Genomic DNA, 26,174 nt, shown 5'->3' with positions numbered 1-26,174 from the left:
TTCAAAATTCACCTTAATCTTCAGTTACTAATTTTGAAATTCAAAAAAGTAACGAAGTGAAAACATTCTATTTATCGGCGATTACTGTTTGTATGGTATCAACTTTACAAGCGCAATCGTACACAATACAAGATTTAGAAGCTCAGTTTCTTCAGAAAAATTATTTATTGATTGCAAATAAACTCAATATTGATAAAGCTGATGCGGAAATTGTTCAAGAAAAACTATGGAATAATCCTACGCTTAGCATTTCTGAAGTAAATCTTTGGAAAACCTACCAGATTGAGGAACAACCTTATCTATTCGGAAAATATGGTAAAAATCAACAGGTTTCTGTAGAATTGGAGCAATTGATAGAAACGGCTGGTAAACGAAAAAAACGAGTAGCAATCAAACAACTAGAAAAAAATAACGCGTTGTTTGATTATGAAGAATTGTTACGTGAACTGAAAAAAGAATTACGTCAATCGTTTTATACTTTATCACGTATCAATCAAGAAGAAAATCAACTTCAAAATATGTTGAATTTGTTTACGCAAATGAGCAATCAATATGAAAGACAATCTAAATTACAGAATGTTTCGAAAGCAGATTTTTATCGAATTCAGACTGAGTTACTAGGCTTGCAAAAAGAATCTGTTTTACTCGAAAATGAAAAAATAGATGGATTAAATAAATTACGATTATTAACTCAAAATTCGGAGTTAAATATAGATCAACTTCAATTTGAGACTTCAATAAAATCACAAAATCAACTTCCTTTTGATTTGAAAAATAGTGCTAAAAATCAAAATATTGGACTGAAAAAACAAGAAAATGAGTTGAATTTAGCTAAAAATCAATTGATTTTGGAAAAAGCACAACGTACACCAGATTTAACTTTTCAGTTAAATTATGATCGTGGAGGAAATATTATGCGTGATTTTGTTGGAGTAGGTGTAAGTGTAGATTTACCCATTTTTAATACGAATAAAGGAAACATAAAAGCTGCAAAAATTTCTATTGAACAACAATTAGCAAATCAAAATGCGTATCAATTAGAGCTCGATCAATCGATAGATCGTTTGCAAAATCAATTAAAAAAATTAGAAGAAACATTGAATTTTTGGTCTTTAGAAAAAGAGCAAGAACAGAATTTAATGATTGATAATTATAAAAAACATTTACAAAATAAACACATCACTTTAATGGAGTTTATAGATTTTACACAAGCTTACCGCGAAGCACAACAAGCTTATTTAGAATTACAAGAAACATACAAACACACGTATGAGGAGTTACAATATATCGTAGGAAAAGATTTTTAAGACATGAAAAAAAGTATTTATTTTTTGGCAATTTATAGCTTGTTTTTTACAAGTTGTCAGAAAAATATAGAAGAAAATACAGATGATAAGCAAACCGAAAAAACGTTTTGCTTGAATGAACAGTTGAAAAAATCAACTGAAATTGTTCCTATTTCTGAGCAGCCAATACATGAGCAATTAACCTTATCAGGAAAAATAGAATACAATGAAAATGATTTGGTTGCCTTCAAAAGTTTATTGCAAGGTGTTGTAGATCGTGTAAATTTTGAGTTGGGCGATTTTGTGAAACAAGGTCAAGTTTTGGGTGTTGTAAAGTCGACAGAAGTGCAAGATTTAATGCAACAAAAACGATATTATCAAAATCAGATTGATTTATTTAGTAAACAAATCAAAACAAAAAAAGAATTATTGAATGACGGAATGGTTTCGTCTACAGAACTTTCTGAAGTTGAGCATGAATTGCAAGCTGCAAAAATAGAACGAGATAAAATTAATTCTACCTTACAAATGTATCGAGCAGTTGGTAACGGTCAGTTTCAAATTTTGGCGCCAAAAAACGGTTATATCGTTCAAAAAAATATGAGTGTAGGTCAGTCCATCACTTCTGAAAATGAAGACGCATTATTTTCCATTTCTAATCTAAAACAGGTTTGGGTTATGGTGAATATTTATGCGAGTAATTTGCAATATGTCAAAAAAGGCGATTTTGTAAAAGTGCGAACAGTTGCTTATCCAGACCGTATTTATTCAGGAAAAATAGATAAAATATATAATGTTTTTGACGATAATGAACATGTTTTGAAAGCACGTGTGGTGTTAGAAAATCAAGATTTAAATTTAATGCCAGGTTTAAGTGCCGATATTATTATTGATAAAAATACGTCGGTAGGTAAAGCATTTGCTCTTCCAAATAATGCCAAAATTTTCGAGAATAATAAAGAATATGTGGTGGTTTATACTTCAGATTGTAAGATGGAAACTCGAAAAATAACACCTATTGCGAGTAATGAGGAATATACATTTGTGAGCGAGAAATTCATGAATAATGAACAAATTATTACCAAAAATGCTTTGGTTATTTATGAAGAATTAAACAAATAACAACATGAAAAAGTTAGTACAAGCAATCGTAACTTTTTCGTTGCGCAATACAACCTTTATACTTTTTGCCACATTTGCATTACTTTTTGGTGGAATATATGCGTTAAAACATACACCAATAGAGGCTTTTCCAGATGTAACGAATACACGAGCACGAATTATTACACAATGGCCCGGACGTAGTGCAGAAGAAATGGAAAAATTAGTCACTTTACCTGTTTCTAAAGTAATGAATAGTATACCTCACAAAGCAAATATTCGATCAATATCCTTGTTTGGTTTGTCGGTTGTAAACGTGCAGTTTGAAGATGGTGTAGACGATTTCTATGCGCAACAATATGTATCAAATAAGTTGAATGGTGTTGATTTACCTGATGGTGCCGATGCGGATATAGAGCCGCCTTCGGGAGCTACAGGCGAAATTTATCGTTATGTGATAAAAAGTGATTTACCAATTAAAGAAGTTACTGCGATACAAGATTGGGTAATAGAGCGAGAATTGCTTTCTGTACCTGGAGTAGCAGATGTGGTAAGTTTTGGTGGAGAAGAAAAAACGTATGAAATAAAAATCAATCCAACTGAACTTAAAAATTACGATTTATCACCTTTAGATGTTTATGAAGCAGTTTCAAAATCGAATATAAATGTAGGTGGAGATGTTATAGAGCAAGGCGATCAGGCGTATGTTGTGCGTGGAGTTGGTTTGTTGGATAAGATTGAAGATATAGGGAATATTACCGTGAAACTAAATGGTTCTACACCTATATTAATCAAAAATGTTGCAGATGTTGTGGTTTCAAATAAACCTCGTTTGGGACAAGTTGGTTATAATAATCAAGATGATTTAGTTGAAGGAATTGTGATTATGTTACGTGGTGAAAATCCATCTGAAGTAATTGGAAATTTAAAACTAAAAATAGAGGAGTTAAATAAAAGAACACTTCCCGATAATGTAAAAATAGAAACAGTTGTAGATCGTACAAAATTGGTAGATAATACTGTACATACGGTTTCTAAGAATATTATAGAAGGAATTTTATTGGTTTCGTTAATCGTTTTTGTGTTTTTATACAATTGGAAATCCACATTTATTGTGGCATCGGTTATTCCGCTTGCGTTTTTATTTGCAATTATTGTACTTAAAATTCAAGGTTTACCCGCAAATCTAATTTCGATGGGATCTTTGGATTTTGGTCTGTTGCTCGAAGGAACTTTGGTTATCGTTGAAACTGTTTTTGTGGCTTTAGCAACAATGCAACATCGAGTAGGAGCAGAGCGTTTTGCAAAAATGAGTAAAATGGGTGTCATCAAAAAAAGTGCAGGTAGTGTAGCATCCTATATTTTCTTTGCTTTAATTATTTTGATTGTGGCATTATTACCTATTTTTTCTTTTCAAAAAGTAGAAGGTAAAATGTTCACACCCTTAGCATTTACGTTGGGTTACGCCTTGTTAGGTTCATTAATTTTGAGTTTAACCTATGTGCCAGCAATGTGTAAATTGTTGTTTACTAAAAATATCGAAGAAAAAGAAAATTTCATAACACGCTTTTTTCAGAAAACAATTTACGGAATGTATGCAGTCGCTTTTCGTTACAAAAAACTTTCGATTGCTTTATTTTTAGGAATCTTGTCTTTGTGTTTTTTTAAATTTATGAATTATGGATCAGAATTCTTGCCAAAATTAAACGAAGGTGCAATTTATGTACGCGCAACTTTACCTAATAGTGTGAATTTGAAAGAATCGACACGGTTGACCAAGGAAATGAAAGAAATGTTGCAGAAAGATTGTGACGAAATTGATTTTATTTTAACACAAACAGGTCGTCCAAATGATGGAACTGATCCTACAGGATTTTTTAATATAGAATTTAATATTCAATTAAAAGATGAAAAAGAATGGAATAGAAAGGTCTCAAAAGAAGAAATTATTCAAGAAATGAGAACAAAATTAAACCATTATCCTGGAATTAACTTCGGATTTAGTCAACCAATTCAAGATAATGTAGAAGAATATGTGGCGGGTGTAAAAAGTTCGTTAGTGATAAAAATTTTTGGAGATGATTTATACGATTTAGAAAAATACGCCAACAAAATAGCCCAATCTATCAATAAAGTAAATGGAATTACAGATGTTAATGTGTATAAAAATATTGGTTTACCAGAGCTGAAAATTCAGTTACATGACAATAAAATGGCAAAATATGGTATTAATACAGCCGATGTACAAGCAGTTATAGAAATGACAATTGGTGGACAAACAGCGACAAAATTTTACGAAAACGATCGTCAATTTGATGTTATTCTTCGTTTTCAAGAAGCTTATCGTGATACACCAGAAAAAATTGGAAATATATTAATTCCGACCAGTAACGGACAAAATATTCCATTACAAGAAATTACGACTATAGGTTATCAAACAGGTCCAGCGTTTATTTACCGCGAAGGAAACAGCCGTTATATTGGTGTTGGTTTTAGTATAGAAGGTCGGGATTTGGGAAGTACCATTGCTGAGGCAAAAAAAGTAGTGGAAAAAGAAATAAAATTACCAAAAGATAATTACATGGAATGGGCAGGCGAATTTGAAAGTAAAGAACGTGCAGCGCAACAATTAGCAATGGTTGTTCCTATTTCTTTAGTTCTAATTTTGTTGTTGTTGTATTTTAATTTTGGAAACATGAAAGATACAGCAATTGGTGCATTAACACTAGCTTTCGCTTTTGTTGGTGGTTTTATTTCGCTATGGGTTACAGGTACTATTTTTGGTATTTCGGCAGGAATTGGTTTCATTATTTTGTTTGGCGTGGCAACTATTGACGGTATTGTATTAATTGGTGTGATACGTGACAATTTAAAATATAAAATGAATTTGAAAAAAGCAATCGAAAGCGGAATACGTAGTAGAATTCGTCCAGTTGTAATGATTGCATTAATGGGATCTATGGGATTATTGCCCGCAGCATTATCTACCGGAATGGGTTCTGAAATTCAAAAACCATTAGCTATTATGATTGTTGGTGGATTGATTATTTGTTTAATCTTATCATTTACAATTTTACCTATTGTTTTTTACTTGGTTCATAAAAAAGAATATGAAAGGTAAAATTTTTATCTAACTCGTTTTATTTTATTCCTGAAATAATAAATAAACAAGTAGATATCTATGGTCGGAAGAGAAATCTTCCGACTTTTTTATTCATCACAAAATAGTTATTCCAATAACTCAGGACGTTTAGATTTTGGTAAAGTCAAAATAACGAGATTATACGAATCTTTTATCCAAGTTTTAATCAAGTCATCTTTTGCATCATCGTTTACTGTAACTGTGTTCCAATGCTTTTTGTTCATGTGATAACCTGCATTTACGGCATTGTAAGTTGCACGTAATTCGAGCGCATTATCAGGATCACATTTTACATTTACAGAATTAAATTGATTGATATTTGTCAAACAAAACATTTTACCAGCAATATAAAAAACCAAAGTAACTTCATCAAAAGGAAATTTTTCTTCCACCAAAGGCAATGATAGACAATAATCGCGTAATTCTTCGATATGCATTCTTTATTATTTTTATTTGATTAAATATAGAAATAAAAAAAGTTCGGAATCAATAATTCCGAACTATAATATGAAAACATTTTATTTTAGCTTCTTTTACAAAATAAATCTTGCCCGATTGTACATAAGATTTTAAGATAGTTTCTAACTTATTTTCTAATTTAGAATCTGGTCTAATTTTTTGATTAAATCTAACATAAGAAATATCAAATGCGGCGCCATAATTATGCGAACTATCATTAGAAGACGCATTACTGTTAACTCCTCGCAATCTATTCTGATCGCTTAATGTTCGCGTTAATGAGGTTACAACAAAAAAATTCTGCCCAGTTTCCTTTACAAAATCATTTGCAATGCTCCTTAAAATATCACGTCCTTTTGGAACTAAATAGGAATGACTGTGCGATAAATCGCCAATTCGCCAACCATAACCACGCTGTTTTATTTTTACTAAACTACCTTGATTGATGTATTTATTTAAATGCTTATCATTTTTAATCAATTCGAGATTATGCGATTTTGCAGAATTCAAATGCTGAATATATTCTTTAGATGGTTCTATAATCACTCTTTTCTGAGCAAAACCATGTAAAGAATTACAAAATAACAATATGATTAGTAAATTTCTCATGTTTGAATTTCTTCTCAGCAAAAATAGAAAAGAAGTTCCGAATTTACATCGTTGTTGACTTAAATTGTTCTGGATTACGAACAGTTACGTGAAAACAATGTTGTTTATACTCTTTTATATAATAAATTTTACCATCTTCTTGCAGTTGCTTCAGAATTTCTTCCAAATTATCACGATGCGTTTTACTATACGAATATTTGTTGTTAAATTTTGTGTAAGACAAATCGAAAGAAGCACCATAATTATGCGAACTTTCGCCTTTGGCTGCATTGCTATTTACACGACGTAAACTTGCTTGACTTTCTTCTGATCGTGTTAACGAAGTTACTGTAATCGTCGCACTATTTTCTTCGAGAAATTTATTTGCAATTTTTTCTAAAATGGTTTTTGCTCTTGGATTTAAAAAGGCTTTACTATGAGTAAGTTTTTCTATCGTGTAGCCACTTCCTTCTTCAGGAATTGCGACTAATTTTTTTAAAATAACATAACCATCAATATCATTAAAGCTTTCTATAGCTGACATATTAAATGATTGTGCTGCCATTAAATGATCATCGTATGTTACTTTTTTTGTTACGATAGAAAAAGAAGATTTCGCAGTGTTTTCTGCTAAAGTGTAACTTTCTTGACTTTGTGCTGAACCAAATATTCCGCCGAAAAGACAAGAAAGTGCAATTAATTTTTTCATTTTTCAATATTATTACGCTGCAAAATTAGAAGTAACAATTTAATAAAGACTTTTCAATAATTATAATATTTAGGTAAATATTGTTTAAAGTTTTCTTAAAATTCTAAATTATTAGTATAAAATAAAGTGTTTGATTATTTTATATTAATAATTTTTATTGGCTCTGTTTCTAAAAAATTCTCAAATTGATGAATTTTAAATCAAAATGCGCTACGGGTATAGTATATTTACTTTTTAAGTACATTATTAAATAATATATTTATTTTTGAACTTTATAATAACACCTAAAAATAATATGAGAAAAAAGTTGTCTTTTTTAGTCTTTTTAATGTTTATTTTATCAACAAATGCGCAAGTAGGTATTGGTATTGACACGCCAAAAGCAACCTTACATGTATCAGAGAATGATTCGAATCCTATAAAAGGTATAATTATACCAAATTTAACTTTTGTACAGGCGAATGATATGGTTTTGACGAATGATCAAAATACTATGATTATTTATATCAAAGATGTAGTTGGGTCGATAGCATTAAAAAGAACTCAAAAAATGAGGAATGTATATTATACAGGATTTTATTATTGGAATAATAGTACATGGGAATTGCTTTCTTCTCCTTTACTTTCTACCACAAACAATTTTTTATCATCTAATGATGAATTTGAAACAGGTATTAGATTAGCAAAGCATGTGAAATCACCAATTTATGCTTCTTATTATGCGCGATTAGGAAATAAAGCAGTAGATTTTAGTTATGCTTATACTGGAACTGCTAGCTCTTATGGAGCTTCTGGAGAAAATAGTTTTGCAATCGGAACACAAAATATAGCTTCTGGTAAATTTTCTGTTGTTATGGGAGCATTTAATACATCGAGTGGATCAAATTCAATGTCATGGAATGGTTCTCAAACAAGTTTAACAAGTAATACGGCTTCAGGTAATGCTTCTACAGCTTGGGGATGGAGAACAAAAGCAAATGGACATTTATCTACCGCTTTAGGTTATAACACAATAGCAAGTGGAGCTTTGGAGACAGTTTTAGGTTTTAACAATACAGTTTATATTCCACAAGATAATGTAACAAATAATTTAGTTAATGATATGACAATTCCTATAAATACAGATAGAATTCTTACTGTAGGTAACGGAAAAGGAGTAGGAAGTTTACCAATAAACTCAGATGCTTTAACTTTATTAAGAAATGGTAAACTAGCTGTAGGAATTGATAATTTTGAAACGACTAAGAGTGACGCCAAAGTTCAAATAAATGGAGGAGTTAAAGTTGCTGCTGAAAATATAACTTTAGCAACCAATATCTGTAATTCAGACAATCTTGGGAAAATAATATTTGTTGAGGATCATTTCCATGGTTGTAAATCTACAGGTTGGGTGAAACTGAATAATTAACAATATTTCACATATAATTTAATCTTAAAAACCAAAACATAAATTTTTTATCATTCTAATTTCCTTATTTTTGCATTAATTATTCATTTTTATTTTTTAGACTATTTATAGAATGGCAAAAGTTAAAGTTGGAATGGTACAAATGACTTGTACTAATAACAAACAAGAAAATTTAAATAAAGCGATAGAGCAAGTAAAAATTGCAGCTGCAAAAGGAGCTCAAATCGTATGTTTACAAGAATTATTTACTTCATTATATTTTTGTGATGTAGAAGATTATGATAATTTTGATTTAGCAGAAGCAATTCCTGGACCATCAACAGACACATTATCTGCTGTTGCAAAAGAATTAGGAGTTGTTATAATCGCATCATTATTTGAGAAACGTGCACAAGGATTATATCACAATACAACAGCAATTTTAGATGCTGATGGACAATATTTAGGTAAATATCGCAAAATGCATATTCCTGATGATCCAGGATTTTATGAGAAATTTTACTTTACGCCAGGCGATTTAGGTTACAAAGTTTTTGAAACTAAATTTGGTAAAATTGGTGTATTAATCTGTTGGGATCAATGGTATCCAGAAGCCTCTCGTATTACAGCTTTAATGGGTGCCGATATGTTATTTTATCCTACAGCTATTGGTTGGGCAACAGATCAAGATGAAGAGACGAATGCAGATCAGTACAATGCGTGGCAAACTATACAGCGTTCGCATGCAGTAGCAAACGGATTGCCCGTAATTTCTGTAAATCGTGTTGGTTTTGAGCAAGATGGTGCAATGAAATTCTGGGGAGGATCTTTCGCTACAAATGCACAAGGGAAATTGTTGTATTTAGCTTCGCATGAGAACGAAGAAACTGAAGTTGTAGAATTAGAACTTAACGAAACAGATTTTTTCCGTAAACATTGGCCTTTTATGCGCGATCGTAGAATAGATTCGTATCAGCCAATTACAAAACGTTTTATTGACGAGGATTAATGAAGAAATTATTTTCACTTATTGTATTATTTGGAAGTTTTGCATTTGGTCAAATAAAACCAATTCAAATAGATCCGATTAATAATAATTTATTTGTTTATCAAACATTCAATTCGTTTAGTGGTGTTGAGTATAATGCAAACTCAATGTATTTGGTTACTGATAAAGGAATTATTTTGTTTGATGTTCCTTGGCAAAAATCGCAGTATCAAGAATTAAATGATCTGTTACAAGAAAAGTATAATTTACCAGTTATTGCTGTGTTTGTAACACATTCGCATGATGATAGAGCAGGAGATTTGAGTTTTTATAATGACTTGAATATTCCAACGTATGCATCTGCTTTAACAAATTCTAAATTGAAAAAAGAAGGAAAAGCAACTTCAAAATTTGAGATAGAATTAGGAAAAACGTACAAATTCGGTAAAGAGAAATTTGTTGTTGAATATTTTGGAGAAGGACATACTTCTGATAATGTTGTGGTTTGGTTTCCGAAATATAAAGTTTTGAATGGTGGTTGTTTAATAAAAGGAGCTGACGCTGTAAATTTAGGTTATATTGGTGAAGCAAATGTTACTGAATGGCCAAAAACGATACAGAAATTAGTCACAAAACATCCAAAAATCAAGCAAGTTATTCCAGGACATGATGATTGGAAAGTTCCAGGACATATCGAAAATACGTTTAAACTTTTAGAAAAGAAATAAAATTGAATACAATAAATACAACTAAATTTCCTAAAGATTTAGGATACAGATTTCCAGCAGAATGGGAAGAGCATGAAGCAACTTGGCTTTCTTGGCCACATAAAGAGGAATCTTGGCCAGATCGTATACAATTAATTTATCCAGCTTATGCACAATTTATTGCTGAATTGACAAAAGGTGAAAAGGTAAGAATTAATGTAAAAGATGAAGCAATGAAGGCTTTTGCACTTTCACATATCGAGAAAACTGAAGCAGATTTATCACAAGTTGAATTCTATTTTTTCGAAACAAATGATGCATGGTGTCGCGATCATGGTCCTGCTTTTTTGTTGAATAAAAATAATCCTGACAATCAAAAAGTGATTGTAGATTGGGGATTTAATGCATGGGGAGGAAAATATCCACCTTTTGAAAATGATGATGTAATTCCTACAAAAATTGGAGAAGCATTTGATATTCCCGTATTTCATCCAGGTATTATTATGGAAGGTGGTTCTGTAGAATTTAACGGAAAAGACACGTTATTAACCTCGAAATCTTGTTTGTTAAATGAGAATCGTAATCCTGAATATTCGCAAGAGCAAATCGAAGAATTTCTTAGAAATTATTACGGTGTGTCGCAAATTCTTTGGGTAGAAGACGGAATTGTGGGCGATGATACAGATGGACATATTGATGATACAATTCGTTTTGTGAATGAAGATACAGTTTTAACGGTTGTTGAGGTTGATGAAACCGACGATAATTATGAATTACTGCAAGTAAACCTTCGTCAATTGCAGGAAATGCGTTTGCCAGATGGTCGTCCTCTTAATATTATAGAGTTACCAATGCCAGATGGAGTTTATTGCGAAGGCGAGCGTTTACCGGCTTCTTATGCAAATTTTTATATTGCGAATAAATCGGTAATTGTACCAACTTATAATTGTGCAAAAGATGCGATTGCGTTAGATATTATTCAGAAATGCTTTCCAGATCGTGAAATAGTTGGTATAGATTCTACCGATATTATTTGGGGATTAGGTTCATTTCATTGTTTGAGTCAGCAAGAGCCAAAGATTAATTAAAATAATGAACCGATTCTATTGAGTCGGTTTTTTTATGTCAAAACAATCTTTTTTTGTATTATTGAGAGATGAAGAAAATTTATATTTTAACTTTTATTTCGAGCATATTATTTTCATGTACTTCAAATCCAGAAGATAAATGGCGAGGAAAATGGAATTTTGATTCGTATAAAGTAGAAGATATTAGTCAATTGTACAGTTATTACAATATATCAAAAAGTGGTGAAATAGATCAATATCTGATGCCATTGATTGGTGTAGATTATTTAATGGTGGAAGATGGAAATGCAAATAATTTGTCAGGATTAAATTATTCTTCAGGAAAGTTTACAGCCGATGATAAATATTTAAAAATAAACAATAAAAAGGTTTATGAAATCATCGATTATCGAAAAAATAGTGTAAAACTAAAACCATTAATGTTAGAATTTAATCAAGATGATAATCCTCTGAATGATATTATTTTAACTTTTGTATCTGATGACTTGTATAATACAACTGAATTAGATTATACTCAACCTCAATATAATAAATGGCGTAAAATACCGACAGATAAAGAGGAGCCTCAAACGATTATTGATCGATTAACTCAACAAGTAGAATATGCACGTATTTATTTCGAGAAAGAGTCTAAGTTGCATAATAAAGTTAAAACGATTGGTGTTGAATTGCCATTTCAATTTTATAGGAACGGAATCGTTTTAGAAGAATATGATCCTATGCAAAAGTGGACAAATTATTTTTATGATTTCGACGATCAACAATTGGCTTATACTTATTTGTTGCACGCTTTCAAGCAAGTAAATAGTGAGCAAATTAAAACAGATAATATTCTTGAATACGATCGACTTTTATTGAAAAATATGGAAACGTATTTAAAATCTGTGAAGGTTAATATTCCAAAATAATTAAATAAATCCCTACAGAAGCAAAAAAGGATAACATTTAAGTTATCCTTTTTTAATTTTTGTCATTTAGTAGTTGGTTAGTAATCTAATCGAATGGATTTCTATAATAAATATTGAAATCTCATAAATAAGTTATTCAATCTTTTTATTTGATTATTTACTTTTACAAACATCTTGTTTATTTACCATAATAAGAAATTTTTTAGTACTCTAAGTGTCTACAATTTCAAATTAATTAACCAATATTATGAGTATGTATTTTTATTTTAAATAATTGTTGTCTTTTGATTTGCAGGTGTTTATGTTTTGTAAAAAAGGAATTTTATTTTCCTTCAAAAAAAAATGAAAAATTAATATAAATCTTTGAATGGAATTTCTAATTGTTTTCCGAAGATTTGTTCATTGTCAAGATTAGAAATTGAAACACCTAATAATCGAACAGGTTTTAAAGTAGAATATCCGTCATTCAATAAATCATAACAGATTTCATTGTACATTTTTTTATCCTTTATTACAAAAGATGCCGATTTACTTTTAGTAGAAACAGTGAAGTCGTTGTATTTTATTTTTACAGTAATTGTTCGTCCGTAAATATTGGTTTTTAATGACCAATTCCAAACGTCTTCCATCAATTGATTTAATGCAGATTCCATTTCTGTTATTGTTTCTAAATCTTCAATAAAAGTATTTTCGGAACCAGAAGATTTTCTAATTCTTGTCGGATTAACTTCTCTAAAATCTAAACCACGCGCAATGTTGTAATAATATTGTCCAGATTTTCCGAATTCTCGACGAAGCTTTTCCAGTTCTATCATTTTTAATTCAGCACCTGTATGTATACCCATCATTTGCATACGTTCGGCAGTCACTTTTCCTATTCCATGAAATTTTTTGATAGGCAATTGCTCTATAAAATTTTCGGACATTTTTGGTGTAATCACATAAAGTCCATTAGGTTTATTGTAATCAGAAGCAATTTTCGCTAAAAACTTATTGAAAGATACGCCCGCAGAAGCAGTTAAATTTGTTCTTTCTTTAATTTTTTGTTTGATTTCGTTGGCAATATCCGTTGCAATTTCAATGTTTTTGTGATTCACAGTTACATCTAAAAATGCTTCATCCAAAGACAAAGGTTCTACCAAATCTGTATATTCAAGAAAAATTTCTCTGATTTGTGTAGAAACTTCTTTGTAAACATCAAAACGAGGTTTTACAAAAATTAATTGTGGACATCTTCGCTTAGCAATTACAGAAGACATTGCCGAGCCAACACCATATTTTCTGGCTTCGTAACTTGCAGTTGCTATGACGCCTCGTTGTTCATTTCCACCTACAGCTATGCATTTTCCTCTTAATTCTGGGAAATCGCGCTGTTCTACGGCAGCAAAAAATGCATCCATATCGATGTGAATAATTTTACGAAGCATTGTACAAAATTACTCCGATTATTTTAGATTATATTCTTGAATAAATGTTTTTAAATTTTTCTTATCCGCAACAATAGTTAAATAATCACCCAATTCTATTGCAACATTTCGGTCAGGATTATTGATAATTTGTCCATCACGCTCTATCGAAACCACAATTCCTTTCGATGTATCCTTTACCCAACCAATTGTTTTTTGGTTTAAGGGAGAATGATTTTTCGGAATTACGACTTTATCCAACGTAATATTATCGGTGTTTTTCAATTCATTATTTTCTGGAGGAGTTTCGCCAATAATTTGCAAATATTTTTCGAAACGTTGTATTTGCTCATCAGTTCCGATAATTCCAATTTTGTCAAAAGGATAGAGGGTAGATTCTGAATTTGGCATTTGTAAAATACGATCGCCACGTTTTATATACGCAATATTGATTTGAAATTTTGTTCGCCAATCTAAATCTCCTAATGGAACGCCAATAAAATTTGCATTTTGTGGAATTATCATGTCAGAAATATGCGTATTGTCCCAAGAATACTGAAAGCGTTCTAATCGTTTTCTATCTTCTATTTTTTTGCGCATTATTTCGCGTTCATTCAAATTATAAATAAATTTTGTTTGAATATAATTGTAAAATTTATTGAAATATTTTGATAGAAAATACATTGTTGCCAAAAGTATAATTGCTAAAATAATAGAAGCGATTTTACTTGAAAAAAATTGATTATAAATAAAAACCACCGCCACTATAGCTAAAGCAAGACGAATCGTAATAATTGCTATAATTGGTGCACGATTGTAGTTAGATTCGTCCCAAAATTCCCGGATAATATCTCTTTTTGGACGATTTCCTATTATCGCCCAAATAAAAGGAATACATAATATAAACGTTAAAATTAAACTTGCTAAACTTGCTCCAAAATAAGAAAACCAATCAGTTAATAGAAATAAAACATAACTGCGAATAATAATGGTTATTGCAATGATAATTATTCCATTAATGAATATGGTTGTGATGGTTTGTCTTATAATAGAATTCCACTTATTTTCATCTTGTATATGTTGTGTATCTGATGAATATTTGTTTATACCATCAATAAATTTTGTTGGTAATATTTTGATTAAAAAATTATAAACAGGCTCAGAAGATTTGATTAAATAAGGTGTTGTAAAAGTAGTTATTGCAGAAACGCCAACTGCTACAGGAAACAGAAAGTCGCTTGTAACACCAAGTGTAAGTCCCAAACCAGCAACAATAAAAGCAAATTCGCCAATTTGAGCCATGCTCATTCCGACTTGTATAGATTGTTTTAATGGTTGTCCCGAAATAATTGCACCTAAAGTTGTGAAAATTAATTTTCCGAAAATAGTAAGAAAAGTAACGATTAATATTGCCCATTTATGTTCGTACATAGAAACTGGATCAATCATCATTCCAATAGAAATAAAGAAAATTGTGGCAAAGAGATTTTTTACGGATTGAAAATTATGTTCGATTTTTTCGGCATAAACGGTTTCTGCTAATATAGATCCCATAACAAACGCACCCAATTCTATAGAAAATCCTACGCTGTCAGCGACATAAACCATTGCCAAACATAATCCGATAGAAATAATAAGAAGAGTTTCGTCGTCCAAATATTTTTTGATAGAACGTAAAAATGTTGGAATAATAAAAATTCCACCAATAAACCAAATGGCTAAAAAGAAACCAAGTTTTAGTAAGGAACTGAACATTTCTGTTCCATTAAATTGCTGGCTAACCGCCATCGTAGAGAGCATAACCATTAATAAAATGACCACAATATCTTCTACAATTAGAATTCCGAAAACAACGTTTGCAAACTTTTTTCGTTTTAGTCCTAATTCGTCAAATGCTCTGATAATAATTGTTGTAGAGGAACTTGCTAATAATCCGCCAAGAAAAATACTGTCCATTGTAGACCAGTTCATCCATCGTCCAACAAAATATCCAACAACAACTATGCAGATAATTTCTACAATTGCGGTAATGGAGGCGGAACCACCAACATTGAGTAATTTTTTGAAGCTAAATTCTAATCCAAGACTAAAAAGAAGGAAAATAACACCAATTTTTGCCCAAATCTCTACATTGTGTTCTTCTGCAACCGATGGAATATAATCGAAATGCGGCCCAACCAAAAATCCTGCGATGATATAACCTAAGACAAGAGGTTGATTAATTCGTTTGAAGATAAGCGTAGTCACAGCTCCTACACAGAGAATAAGTCCTAAATCAGTAATAAGCTTGGGTAAATGATCTTCCATAAATTATTTTAATCTCTACTAATTTAGTGATTTTAGAGGAAGAACATTAGTTAAGTGATCGAATAATTTTATATAATTATAACTGTTTATATAGATGAAAAAGAATTGTTTCATTATTTAGATAAAGCAATATATTGCCTTATCTAAATAGTGAATATAAAGTAGATTACAAACTTATTTTTGCAAGATAAGAATCACCATCTGTTTTAATTTTTTTACAAGTTAATTGATGATAATCACAAACATTTTTTAATGTTTCAAAGTCCAAATATAACCATTCAATAGTATTCTCTATTTCACCTTTGTAATGAACTGTAAAAGTTAATTCACCGTAATATTTACCAGTACTTGGTATCCATTTTCCGCCATCTTCATCTTCGTCAAACATATAAATAATGTCTGTTCCGTCGATCAAAACTTGACCAGTTGGAGTAAGTAATTTCTTTATTTTATCTATAAAAACATTGATTAAAACTAAATTTTGAAAAATTCCAGTTCCATTCATTAAAAACAAAATGGTATCATATTTTTCGTCTTCATTTAATTCAAGAAAATTCTGAACTTCTACATTTTTTACACCTCTTAGTTTGCAAGCTTCAACTGCATTTGGAGAAATATCTATTGCTTTTGTATGAAGTCCTTTTTCTTGTAAAAAAAGCGAATGAGAACCAGCTCCACAACCAACGTCAAGCGTTTTTTCTTTCGTTAAGTCTAACGCTTTTTGTTCTAAAATTGGCATTTCGTCATAGTCACGAAACAAATAATCAATAGGCATTACATCCAATTCGGAAATTGATGTTTCTGTGTATAAATCTTCGGGAGAATTATCAGTTTGATAATCTAATATTGCTTTTCCGAATAAATCTTTCATAAAATCTTTTTAATTAGAATTTTTTTGCTTCGCTAAAATAGCTATCACAATTTGTGTTGCATGCACACGTGAATTTTCTATGAACCAAAGATTGGTTGACATTCCACCACAAACAACGCCCGCCAAATATAAACCATCTACATTTGTTTCCATTGTTTCGGAATTATATGTTGGTGTTTTTAACTCGTCATCATTTATTTTTATTCCAACTTTTTCTAAAAAATCAAAATTTGGATGATAACCAATTAAGGCTAAAACAGTATCATTTTCTATAGAAATTGTTTCGTTAGGTGTTTCTATTGTAACTGAATTTTCGTCGATTTGTTTAACATTAGAATTGAAATAAGCTTTTATACTTCCTTCACTAATTCTATTTTCTATATCAGGACGAACCCAATATTTTAACCGATGTGTAAACTCACTTCCTCTAATTACCATTGTTACATTTGCGCCTTTTCGGTAACATTCTAATGCTGCATCAACAGACGAATTATTAGCACCAACAACAACTATATTCTGAAAAGAATACGGATGTGCTTCTTTATAATAATGATGGACTTTTGGTAAATCTTCTCCTTCAATATTCATTAAATTCGGAATATCATAAAAGCCAGTTGCAATAACTATATTTTTTGACGAATAGCTGTTTTTAGAGGTTTTAACATCAAAATGATGAGATTCATTTTTATTAATATCAAGTACTTCTTCGTATAGATGTAAGTTAAAATTGAAATATTTATGAATATTTCGGTAATATTCTAATGCTTCTTGACGTCCTGGTTTTGGAGAAATACAACTAAATGGAATTTCTCCGATTTCTAAACGTTCAGCAGTCGAAAAAAAAGTCATATAAAGCGGATAGTTATACAAACTATTGGTTAATGCACCTTTTTCTATTATTAAATAAGAAAGATTATTTCTTTTCGCTTCTATTGCACAAGCTAGCCCAATTGGTCCGGCGCCTACAATAATCAAATCATATTGTTCTTTCATGCAACAAATTTAAGAAGAAAATTTTCAGAGGAAATTATATTTGACTTCAAATTTTGACAAAAAAGTTAAATAAGTATTTGTATTAACAAAAAATATTAATACTTTTGTTTAACAAATTTGTTAAATATAGAATTCGATACAAAAATGAAAGATCAAACAGAAGAATTAATCAAAGAAACAGCCAAAAAAATGTTTTTTACCGAAGGTAAATTTCACGCGACAACACAAGAAATTGCAGATGAAGCAAAGGTGAATAGAACTTTGATTAATTATTATTTTAGATCGAGAAATAACTTAATTAATATCATTTTTGATGAAGCAAAAATGGTTAGTCATGAAAAATCACGTGCAATTTTTGATCGTGATAAAGACATCAAAGATCTGATTGCAGAATTTATAGATGATTCTTTAAACACCGCAATTCAATATCCCTATTTGGAAACGTATATTGTTACGCAAATGAATAAACAAGACGCTTGCGTTTTTGAACGTAATGATATGAAAGAAGTAACGAAAGCTTTTTTGAGTCGTTTGGAAGAAGAAATGGAAAATGGTAGAATTAATAAAATGGAGCCAATTCAGTTTTTATTAAACATGATATCATTAATTAATTTTCCATTAACAGTTCGTCCACTTATTCAACAAAATTTAGATATTAACGACAAAGATTATAAACGAATTCTTTCCGAAAGAAAAGAAATTATTCTAAATACACTTTTTAAATAATGAATAAATCTATGAACAGATTTAAACTATTGCTTTCTGTTTTTTTTGTAGGAATTTTCTACATTTCGAAAGCGCAAAATATTGTATCAATTAAAGATGCGGTTGTTTTTGCATTAGAAAATAAAGCAGATGCAAAACGTGCAGATTTGGCAATAAAAAAAGCCGAATATAAAATTGACGAAGCAAAAGCAGGTGCTTTACCACAAGTTAGTGCAAATGCAGGATTACAATATAATCCTATTATCCAAGAAATGGCATTGACAACAAATGGTAAAAATGAAAATGGCGAACCAGTTAAACAAACTTCGATTATCAAAATGGGACAACCATGGAACACTAATGTTGGAATAAATGTGTACCAAACTATTTTTGATCAACGTGTTTTTACAGGTCTTAAAGCTGCAAAATCAACACGTGAATTTTATCAAATCAATGCAGATTTAACAGACGAACAAATTATAGAACGTGTTGCTACTGCGTATTACCAGGTTTTTGTACAAGAAGAAAAGTTAAAAACAATTGATAAAAGTTTAGAGAATACAACGAAAGTTAAAAATGTAATCAAAAGTTTGGTGGATAATGGATTGGCGAAGCCGATTGATTTAGATCGTGTTATTGTACAGTTAAATAATATTTCGTCTAGTAGACAACAATTGGTAAATGCAGTAGAAATAAGTAAAAACGCACTGAAATTTTACATGGGTTATCCAATCAAACAAGAAATTAATTTGGAAGAGGTAACAATAGAACCAAATTTATTGATTTTAGAAGATGAAATAAATACGTCGACGCGAACTGAATTTAAAGTTCTAGAAAAACAAAAAGAATTATTAGGTTTCGCAAAAGAAGCTGAAAAAGCAAATTTATACCCAACTGTTGGTTTATCTGGAAATTATGGTTTACAAGGTTTTGGAGAGCAATTTATCACGTCAAAAAACTATATGTGGTCAGACTTAGCATCAATAGGATTAAGCGTAAAAGTTCCAATTTTTACAGGAGGATCGACAAAAGCAAAAATCAACCAAGCAGAAATTGATTTGTTGGATATTGAGGAGCAAATGAATGATACAAAACTTGGTTTAGATTTAGAATATCAGAATGCGAAATCTCAAATAGAAAACACCTTAAAAAGTGTTGATATACAACGAGAAAATGTTTCGTTAGCAGAAAAAGTATTATCTAATACACAAAGTAATTATCAACATGGTTTAGCAACTTTGACAGAAATTATTGATTCGGAGAATGCATTAACAGACGCACGCAATAATTATTCGAATGCATTATTAGAGTATAAAATTGCAGAAGTTGCTTTAATCAAAGCAAAAGGAGATTTAAAAACATTAATTCAATAATATAACCGATTTTAAAATGAAATCAGTAAAAACTTTACTTTATATATTAATTGCAGCTGGTCTAATTGGTGGTGCAGTTTATATCATCAAAAACAATAAAGCGAAACAAGAAGAGGAAGTCGCAATTGTTAATCAAGCAAATAACGAAGTTGTTGTAAATACGACGTTAGCAAAATATACAATTTTAAATTCGGATTATATTTCAAACGGAACTTTTGCACCTTCGCAAGAATTAAGTTTTCCGTCCGAAATTTCGGGTAGAATTGTTCGTGTTTTGGTTGATGAAGGAGATTATGTTCGTGTTGGACAGACTGTTGCAACTATCAAAAAAGATGCAATTGAGGTAGATTTGACTCAAGCAAAAAATAATCTTCAGAACGCTATTATTGATAATCAGCGTTACGAAAATGCATTCAAAACTGGAGGAGTTACAAAACAACAATTAGATAATTCTCGTTTGCAACTGAAAAATGCACGCGCTGCTGTTGATGCGCAAGGTTTACGCGTAAATGACACCAATGTGAAAGCGACAATTTCTGGAGTAATAAACAAACGTCATATAGAGCCAGGTTCGGTGGTTGCGCCAGGAACGCCTTTGTTTGATATTGTAAATGTATCTAAATTAAAATTACAAGTTACGGTTACAGAAAATGAAATTGTGAATTTGAGAGTTGGTCAAAATGTAAAAGTTACAGCAAGTGTTTTTCCAGATAAAGAATTTGTAGGACGTATTTCTTTTATCGCTCCAAAAGCAGATGCTTCGCTCAATTTTCCTGTAGAAATAGAAGTTTCTAATAATGCAGGTCTTAAAGCAGGAATGTACGGATCGGCAATTTTTTCGACTTCGGATGATGTAGATGCAGGGAAAAATATGTTGGTTATTCCAGCAAATGCCTTTGTAAACGGAATCAGTTCTAATCAAGTTTTTGTAGTCGAAAATAATACAGCAAAACTAACTAAAGTTGTTGTAGGTAAAACTGTCGGTACAAATATAGAGGTGATTAGTGGAATAAAAGAAGGAACAGAAGTGGTAACGACGGGTCAAATTAATTTGACAAACGGAACTAAAGTTAAAGTTGTAAAGTAAGATTATTTCTATGAAAATAGCCGAAATATCAATTAAACGACCATCGATGATTATCGTGTTATTCACGATACTTCTTTTGGGTGGATTGTTTAGTTATTCGCAAATGGGATACGAATTGATCCCAAAATTTGAAACAAATGTTGTCACAATTTCTACTGTTTATCCAGGTGCTTCGCCAAATGAAGTAGAAAACTCGGTAACAAAAAAGATAGAAGATGCTGTTGCAGCATTAGAAAATGTAAAAAAAGTAGAATCTAAATCGTACGAAAGTTTATCGGTTGTTATGGTGACGCTAAATTCTGATGCAAATGCAGATTTAGCACTTAATGATGCACAACGTAAGATTAATGCAATCGAAAAAGATTTGCCAGATGATGTAGATCCGCCATCGTTAACAAAATTCTCGTTAAGTGATTTGCCTATTATAACGGCTGGTGTAACATCTAATTTATCTGAAAAAGAATTGTATGATTTATTAGATAAAAAAATAGAACCCGTTTTGTCACGTGTAACTGGAGTTGCACAAATTAATTTGATTGGTGGACAAGAGCGTGAGATACAAGTTAGCCTTGATCCTATAAAACTAAAAGGTTACGGCTTGTCTGTTCCTCAAGTTCAACAAGCAATCTTAACGTCTAATTTAGATTTTCCAACGGGAAGTGTAAAAACACGCGAAAATTCGACGATTATTCGATTATCTGGAAAATATAAAAATGTAGAAGAATTGAATAATTTGGTTATTTCATCAAACAACGGAATTCAAGTTCGTTTGTCAGAAGTAGCTTTTGTACAAGATTCTCAGAAAGAAGTAGAAAAAATAGCACGTGTTAATCAAAGTTCAGCTATTATTGTGCAGGTTGTAAAACAATCTGATGCAAATGCTGTTGAGGTTTCAGAATTAATGCATGCAACAATAAAGAAAGTACAAGAAGATTATAAAAAACAGAATCTGAAAATTCAAGTTGTTAATGATTCTTCAGACTTTACTTTGGCTGCGGCAGATCACGTTATTTTTGATTTAGTTTTAGCGGTTATTTTAGTAGCTGTCGTGATGTTATTGTTTTTACACAGTTTACGTAATGCAGTTATTGTAATGGTTTCGATTCCAGCATCGTTAATTGCTACTTTTATCGGAATGTATTTAATGGGCTACACGCTAAACTTGATGTCTTTACTTGGTTTGTCATTAGTTGTAGGTATTTTGGTGGATGATGCAATTGTAGTTTTAGAAAACATTTACCGTCACATGGAAATGGGTAAATCAAGAATTAGAGCATCGTACGACGGAGCAAAAGAAATTGGATTTACAGTAACAGCTATTACTTTGGTTATTGTAGTTGTGTTTTTACCAATTGCCATGAGTTCTGGTTTGGTTGCAAATATTATATCTCAATTCTGTGTTGTAGTTGTTATAGCAACTTTATTATCCTTATTATCATCGTTTACAATAGTACCTTGGTTATCTTCTCGTTTTGGTAAATTAGAACATATTACAGGAGATAATATTTTTGGAAAATTTATTCTTTGGTTTGAAAAACAATTAACAAAATTTACTCATTTCGTAACAGGAATGTTAGAATGGTGTTTAAAAACAACACCAAGACGAATAGGAGTTTTCTTCGGATTATTTATCTTTTTATTCGGAACGATAGGAATCTTAGTTGTCGGAAAATACATTGGAGGAGAATTTTTTCCAAAAACAGATAAAGGAGAATTTTTAGTTCAGATGGAATTGCCAAAAGATGCAACAATAGAAGAATCTAACTTTGTAACACAAAAAGCAGAAAAGTTTTTACGCAATAAAAAAGAAGTTGTAACCATGATTACGACTGTTGGTCAAAGTTCGCAAGGTTTTGGAGCAGCACAAGCAACAGCTTATAAATCTGAAATTGATGTTATTTTGGTTGACAAAGAAAAACGTGAAGACAATTCGTTTATTTATGCAGCAAAAATCAAACGCGAATTAGAGCAAGAATTAGTTGGTGTAAAAGTAAAAACTGTTCCAGTTGGTTTAATCGGAGCAGAAGAAGCGCCAATTGCATTAGTTGTAACTGGTTCAAATTTAGAAAGTGCGATGAAATTTGCCGAAATTGCGAAAAGCGAATTAGAGCAAATTAAAGGTTCTTCGGAAGTTAAATTAACAACAGAAGCTGGTAATCCTGAAATTAATGTACAAGTAGATCGTGATAAAATGGCTGCTTTAGGCTTAAATCTTCAAACGGTTGGTTTAACTATGCAAACGGCTTTTTCTGGAAATACAGATGGTAAATTTCGCGCAGGCGAATACGAATATGATATTAATATTCAGTACAATGATTTTAATCGATCTAATATTGACGATGTACGTAGTTTAATTTTTGTAAATCCACAAGGACAACAAATTCGCTTAGATCAGTTTGCTTCAGTAACACAAAGTTCTGGTCCAAGTTTCTTAGAACGTCGCGACAAAACACCATCGGTTACCGTTCAGGCACAAGCCGTAGGTAGAACTTCGGGAGATGTGGTAACAGAATTTAAAGAACGTTTAGCGAAAATAGAAAATAAAAAACCAACAGGAGTATCTTATGTTTGGGGTGGAGATGAAGAAAATCAAGCCGAAGGTTTTGGTACATTAGGTTATGCATTAATAGCAGCAATTATCTTAGTTTATTTGGTAATGGTTGCATTGTACGACTCGTTTGTTTATCCATTTGTCGTATTATTTTCAATTCCATTATCGTTGATAGGAGTATTCGTAGTCTTAGCATTAACAAATAATTCGATCAATGTATTTACAATTCTCGGAATGATTATGTTAATTGGTTTAGTTTGTAAAAATGCCATTTTATTGGTCGATTTTACAAATCACCGAAAAGAAGCAGGCGAAACAACACATAACGCATTAATACAAGCCAATCATGCGCGTCTTCGTCCAATTTTGATGACAACAATCGCCATGGTATTTGGTATGATTCCGATTGCAATTGCAAAAGGAGCAGGAGCAGAGATGAACAACGGTTTGGCTTGGGTAATTATTGGAGGTTTAGTGTCGTCATTATTCCTAACATTAATTATTGTACCAGTGGTTTACTCACTGTTTGATAGTATAATGAGACGTTTATCCAAAGGAGAAAAAGTAGATTATGAGGCAGAAATGATTGCCGATTATAAAGCACGTCAAATAAAAGAAGAATGGGAAGAATAATCCATTTTATTTAGATATTTAATTTTTAAAAGTCGTTTAGTTTTTTAGCTAAACGACTTTTTTATTTTAGCCATTATTAGTGAGTTTTTAAATAATCAAAATCATTATTTTTGATAAAGATTTCAAAAAAGATATTAAAATGAAGAAACTACTTTTTTTAACCATAATTTTTATTTCAAATTCACTGTTTTCCCAACAAATTACCAATACACTTTCAGGAGCTTTCAAGACCAAAGTGAAGGACGAATTGTACAATCCGTTTACATTTGATGGAAAAGGAAGAGTAACAATTGGTGAATTTGATGAGGTTGGTTACGAATTTACCGAACGCAATGATTCGGTTGTAATATTTGTAGAGAAAACGGTTTTTATTTTCAAAAAAGAAAAGAATCAATTAAAAGGAATTTCAGATTGGGTAGATAAAAAGGTTTATAAATCTGATATTAAATCTTTCTCAAATACACAACAATCAGATGCTAAATTAGCGCAACGAGCAAAATTTTTAGCACAACATTATGACCTTAATTTTAAGAATAACGCAACTTTTCTGTTCGATTTAGATGAAAATTCATTGAATCAAAAAATCAAACAAAACGAAATAGCAAACGAAAAACTTTGCAACGAAGGTTTTGACGAATCATGTAAAATTGTTTTTGCGTATAAATTTGCTGAGCAATCTGGCGGTTTTTTCGAAACATTAACAAATGCAGATAATATCAAAATAAAACCAAACAAAGAGTTAGAAAAATTAGCTCAAAAAGTAATTGATCTAGGTAATCCAGACGGTTACGGACTATTTTATACGTATTACTATTTTACAGGAAATAAAGAAAAAGCCGAACAAAGCTTACAAAAAGGCTTAGATTTGGGTTCTCCTTATTGTGCAGAACTATCTTTAAATATCGCATTAAGTGAATTAGAGAATAACCTTTCTGAAGAAATAGAAGAGGAATAACTCTCTTGTCGCAAACAATAACCACAATACATATTATATACTCCAAGCTCGAAAACCATTTTCGAGCTTTTTTGTCTATATATATTGTACATCCATTTTGTCATTCTAAGCCCGTCGAAGAATCTTCTTATCTATTATAATGTATAAAACACGTCCTTCTGAATACATTTCCAGCTTACGCTGTAACTTTTCCCGATTCCTTGCGCCAAAGTATCCAGCTCTGAATTTGCTTAAAATCGTAAATCATCCCTGTCTAAACATTGATTGTAGTAAAAAGGATATCCTTTCTGTCATTCATCGCTTGTCGAAGAATCTTTAAACGTAGAATATTACCACACGAATTTCTTCCCTTGAGGGATTGTAGGGGTGTATTCTTTTTAGTATTCTATATCCTTAATATATAAAGAAGAATTTTGTTTTGTCATTCTGAGCTCGTCGAAGAATCCTTCTCTTTTTATTATATATAAAGAACGATTTCCTTTTAATTATCGGATTTTAAACAGACCTTTCAATAATTGACGTTAAAAAACGACATAAATTGTAGCGTTAAAAAAGATTTAGCGATTAGCTTTTAAATCTTTTAGCGAAAATGTATGCTGTTTTAGTCTATTTATAGAGGTCTTGATTTTTTGTTTCGTTTTGCATCAAGGCAAAATGAAAAGAACTATTCAAACCAAATTCCACTATCTTGATAAACCTTTTCTTTTTGTTTTCTTGTCTTTCTTAATGTATCTAACGATTTTCATTTAATTTAGCGCCTCTATTCACGATAAAATCTCTCGAAATTTCCTTAGTTTCCTACTTTTTCCCTTCAAAACCCTCCCTACGAGAAAAAGTTTTAAAAAATATTTCACGTCATACCAGCTAGTTAAGTGTTAATTGTAAAATAAATGTAAAATCTGTTTGGAAAAGCGGAATAATGGGTTGTAT

20 protein-coding genes are annotated in these 26,174 nt (G+C 30.9%); 13 read left to right on the top strand and 7 right to left on the bottom strand.

What is annotated here, in order from left to right; genetic code table 11:
* Positions 1–56: 56 nt before the first annotated feature.
* The 3 genes from RSC72_RS09270 to RSC72_RS09260 are packed head-to-tail and all read left to right on the top strand — an operon-like array spanning position 57 to position 5,508.
* Positions 57–1,307, top strand: a complete 1,251-nt coding sequence (locus RSC72_RS09270) for a TolC family protein (protein ID WP_332544320.1) — start codon at positions 57–59, stop codon at positions 1,305–1,307.
* A 3-nt stretch (positions 1,308–1,310) separates the two neighbouring features.
* Positions 1,311–2,408, top strand: a complete 1,098-nt coding sequence (locus RSC72_RS09265; protein WP_332544321.1) for an efflux RND transporter periplasmic adaptor subunit — start codon at positions 1,311–1,313, stop codon at positions 2,406–2,408.
* Positions 2,409–2,412: 4 nt separating this feature from the next.
* Positions 2,413–5,508, top strand: coding sequence for an efflux RND transporter permease subunit (locus tag RSC72_RS09260; protein ID WP_332544322.1), 3,096 nt, complete (start codon positions 2,413–2,415; stop codon positions 5,506–5,508).
* A gap of 107 nt (positions 5,509–5,615) precedes the next feature.
* Here RSC72_RS09260 and RSC72_RS09255 read toward each other — a convergent pair whose 3' ends face one another.
* Genes RSC72_RS09255 through RSC72_RS09245 form a run of 3 tightly spaced genes read right to left on the bottom strand, consistent with a single transcriptional unit; the run spans position 5,616 to position 7,285 of the window.
* Positions 5,616–5,966, bottom strand: a complete 351-nt coding sequence (locus tag RSC72_RS09255; protein ID WP_332544323.1) for an MmcQ/YjbR family DNA-binding protein — start codon at positions 5,964–5,966, stop codon at positions 5,616–5,618.
* Positions 5,967–6,015: 49 nt separating this feature from the next.
* The gene (locus RSC72_RS09250; protein WP_332544324.1) at positions 6,016–6,597 is read right to left on the bottom strand and encodes a DUF5715 family protein; all 582 of its coding nucleotides are present in this window, start codon (positions 6,595–6,597) and stop codon (positions 6,016–6,018) included.
* 43 nt (positions 6,598–6,640) lie between these two features.
* Positions 6,641–7,285 (bottom strand): DUF5715 family protein, encoded by a 645-nt coding sequence (locus RSC72_RS09245; protein ID WP_332544325.1) that lies wholly within the window; start codon positions 7,283–7,285, stop codon positions 6,641–6,643.
* 295 nt (positions 7,286–7,580) lie between these two features.
* Here RSC72_RS09245 and RSC72_RS09240 point away from each other — a divergent pair, with 295 nt between their 5' ends.
* From RSC72_RS09240 to RSC72_RS09220, 5 genes are all read left to right on the top strand, one after another.
* Complete coding sequence (locus RSC72_RS09240; RefSeq protein WP_332544326.1) at positions 7,581–8,693, top strand: hypothetical protein; 1,113 nt, start codon at positions 7,581–7,583, stop codon at positions 8,691–8,693.
* A gap of 112 nt (positions 8,694–8,805) precedes the next feature.
* Positions 8,806–9,681, top strand: coding sequence for a carbon-nitrogen hydrolase (locus RSC72_RS09235; RefSeq protein WP_332544327.1), 876 nt, complete (start codon positions 8,806–8,808; stop codon positions 9,679–9,681).
* Positions 9,681–10,388 carry an EBR family subclass B1 metallo-beta-lactamase gene (blaEBR, locus tag RSC72_RS09230; protein WP_332544328.1) on the top strand — a complete coding sequence of 236 codons (708 nt, stop codon included), beginning with the start codon at positions 9,681–9,683 and terminating at the stop codon, positions 10,386–10,388. Before RSC72_RS09235 ends, blaEBR begins: the two co-directional genes overlap by 1 nt.
* 2 nt (positions 10,389–10,390) lie before the next feature.
* Positions 10,391–11,455 (top strand): agmatine deiminase family protein, encoded by a 1,065-nt coding sequence (locus tag RSC72_RS09225; RefSeq protein ID WP_332544329.1) that lies wholly within the window; start codon positions 10,391–10,393, stop codon positions 11,453–11,455.
* A gap of 68 nt (positions 11,456–11,523) precedes the next feature.
* Positions 11,524–12,363: a hypothetical protein gene (locus RSC72_RS09220; protein WP_332544330.1), complete on the top strand. Its 840-nt coding sequence runs from the start codon at positions 11,524–11,526 to the stop codon at positions 12,361–12,363.
* A gap of 350 nt (positions 12,364–12,713) precedes the next feature.
* On the opposite strand, the gene dinB is transcribed toward RSC72_RS09220, so the two are convergent.
* The 4 genes from dinB to RSC72_RS09200 all read right to left on the bottom strand — a co-directional run bounded on the left by dinB (position 12,714) and on the right by RSC72_RS09200 (position 17,940).
* Positions 12,714–13,790, bottom strand: coding sequence for a DNA polymerase IV (gene dinB / locus RSC72_RS09215; protein WP_332544331.1), 1,077 nt, complete (start codon positions 13,788–13,790; stop codon positions 12,714–12,716).
* Positions 13,791–13,808: 18 nt separating this feature from the next.
* Entirely contained in the window at positions 13,809–16,076 is a 2,268-nt protein-coding gene (locus RSC72_RS09210) for a cation:proton antiporter (protein WP_332544332.1), read from the bottom strand.
* A 166-nt stretch (positions 16,077–16,242) separates the two neighbouring features.
* Entirely contained in the window at positions 16,243–16,947 is a 705-nt protein-coding gene (locus RSC72_RS09205) for a class I SAM-dependent methyltransferase (RefSeq protein ID WP_332544333.1), read from the bottom strand.
* Between the two features lie 9 nt (positions 16,948–16,956).
* Positions 16,957–17,940 carry a YpdA family putative bacillithiol disulfide reductase gene (locus tag RSC72_RS09200; RefSeq protein ID WP_332544334.1) on the bottom strand — a complete coding sequence of 328 codons (984 nt, stop codon included), beginning with the start codon at positions 17,938–17,940 and terminating at the stop codon, positions 16,957–16,959.
* Between the two features lie 144 nt (positions 17,941–18,084).
* On the opposite strand from RSC72_RS09200, the gene RSC72_RS09195 reads away from it, so the two are divergent.
* The 5 genes from RSC72_RS09195 (at position 18,085) to RSC72_RS09175 (ending at position 25,244) form a co-directional block, all read left to right on the top strand.
* Positions 18,085–18,666: a TetR/AcrR family transcriptional regulator gene (locus RSC72_RS09195; RefSeq protein WP_332544335.1), complete on the top strand. Its 582-nt coding sequence runs from the start codon at positions 18,085–18,087 to the stop codon at positions 18,664–18,666.
* A gap of 11 nt (positions 18,667–18,677) precedes the next feature.
* The gene (locus RSC72_RS09190; protein WP_332544336.1) at positions 18,678–20,018 is read left to right on the top strand and encodes a TolC family protein; all 1,341 of its coding nucleotides are present in this window, start codon (positions 18,678–18,680) and stop codon (positions 20,016–20,018) included.
* A gap of 16 nt (positions 20,019–20,034) precedes the next feature.
* On the top strand, positions 20,035–21,105 hold the full coding sequence (locus tag RSC72_RS09185) for an efflux RND transporter periplasmic adaptor subunit (RefSeq protein ID WP_332544337.1): 1,071 nt from the start codon (positions 20,035–20,037) through the stop codon (positions 21,103–21,105).
* Between the two features lie 10 nt (positions 21,106–21,115).
* Positions 21,116–24,289, top strand: coding sequence for an efflux RND transporter permease subunit (locus tag RSC72_RS09180; protein ID WP_332578480.1), 3,174 nt, complete (start codon positions 21,116–21,118; stop codon positions 24,287–24,289).
* Positions 24,290–24,428: 139 nt separating this feature from the next.
* Positions 24,429–25,244, top strand: a complete 816-nt coding sequence (locus tag RSC72_RS09175) for a hypothetical protein (protein WP_332566438.1) — start codon at positions 24,429–24,431, stop codon at positions 25,242–25,244.
* Positions 25,245–26,174: the final 930 nt, after the last annotated feature.

It is taken from the genome of Algoriella sp. (assembly GCF_036647415.1).
GTDB lineage: Bacteria > Bacteroidota > Bacteroidia > Flavobacteriales > Weeksellaceae > Empedobacter.
The sequence above is the reverse complement of the archived record's forward strand: the minus strand, read 5'-3'. Positions and strand labels throughout refer to the sequence as shown.

Excerpts from the sequence above, each read along its gene's own strand:
- RSC72_RS09175 (WP_332566438.1), top strand. The coding sequence starts at position 24,429 with ATGAAGAAACTACTTTTTTTAACCATAATTTTTATTTCAAATTCACTG.
- RSC72_RS09190 (WP_332544336.1), top strand. The coding sequence starts at position 18,678 with ATGAACAGATTTAAACTATTGCTTTCTGTTTTTTTTGTAGGAATTTTC.
- RSC72_RS09195 (WP_332544335.1), top strand. The coding sequence starts at position 18,085 with ATGAAAGATCAAACAGAAGAATTAATCAAAGAAACAGCCAAAAAAATG.
- RSC72_RS09265 (WP_332544321.1), top strand. The coding sequence starts at position 1,311 with ATGAAAAAAAGTATTTATTTTTTGGCAATTTATAGCTTGTTTTTTACA.
- RSC72_RS09210 (WP_332544332.1), bottom strand. The coding sequence starts at position 16,076 with ATGGAAGATCATTTACCCAAGCTTATTACTGATTTAGGACTTATTCTC.
- RSC72_RS09220 (WP_332544330.1), top strand. The coding sequence starts at position 11,524 with ATGAAGAAAATTTATATTTTAACTTTTATTTCGAGCATATTATTTTCA.
- RSC72_RS09255 (WP_332544323.1), bottom strand. The coding sequence starts at position 5,966 with ATGCATATCGAAGAATTACGCGATTATTGTCTATCATTGCCTTTGGTG.
- blaEBR (WP_332544328.1), top strand. The coding sequence starts at position 9,681 with ATGAAGAAATTATTTTCACTTATTGTATTATTTGGAAGTTTTGCATTT.
- RSC72_RS09180 (WP_332578480.1), top strand. The coding sequence starts at position 21,116 with ATGAAAATAGCCGAAATATCAATTAAACGACCATCGATGATTATCGTG.
- RSC72_RS09250 (WP_332544324.1), bottom strand. The coding sequence starts at position 6,597 with ATGAGAAATTTACTAATCATATTGTTATTTTGTAATTCTTTACATGGT.
- RSC72_RS09200 (WP_332544334.1), bottom strand. The coding sequence starts at position 17,940 with ATGAAAGAACAATATGATTTGATTATTGTAGGCGCCGGACCAATTGGG.
- RSC72_RS09205 (WP_332544333.1), bottom strand. The coding sequence starts at position 16,947 with ATGAAAGATTTATTCGGAAAAGCAATATTAGATTATCAAACTGATAAT.
- RSC72_RS09260 (WP_332544322.1), top strand. The coding sequence starts at position 2,413 with ATGAAAAAGTTAGTACAAGCAATCGTAACTTTTTCGTTGCGCAATACA.
- RSC72_RS09245 (WP_332544325.1), bottom strand. The coding sequence starts at position 7,285 with ATGAAAAAATTAATTGCACTTTCTTGTCTTTTCGGCGGAATATTTGGT.
- RSC72_RS09240 (WP_332544326.1), top strand. The coding sequence starts at position 7,581 with ATGAGAAAAAAGTTGTCTTTTTTAGTCTTTTTAATGTTTATTTTATCA.
- dinB (WP_332544331.1), bottom strand. The coding sequence starts at position 13,790 with ATGCTTCGTAAAATTATTCACATCGATATGGATGCATTTTTTGCTGCC.
- RSC72_RS09235 (WP_332544327.1), top strand. The coding sequence starts at position 8,806 with ATGGCAAAAGTTAAAGTTGGAATGGTACAAATGACTTGTACTAATAAC.
- RSC72_RS09185 (WP_332544337.1), top strand. The coding sequence starts at position 20,035 with ATGAAATCAGTAAAAACTTTACTTTATATATTAATTGCAGCTGGTCTA.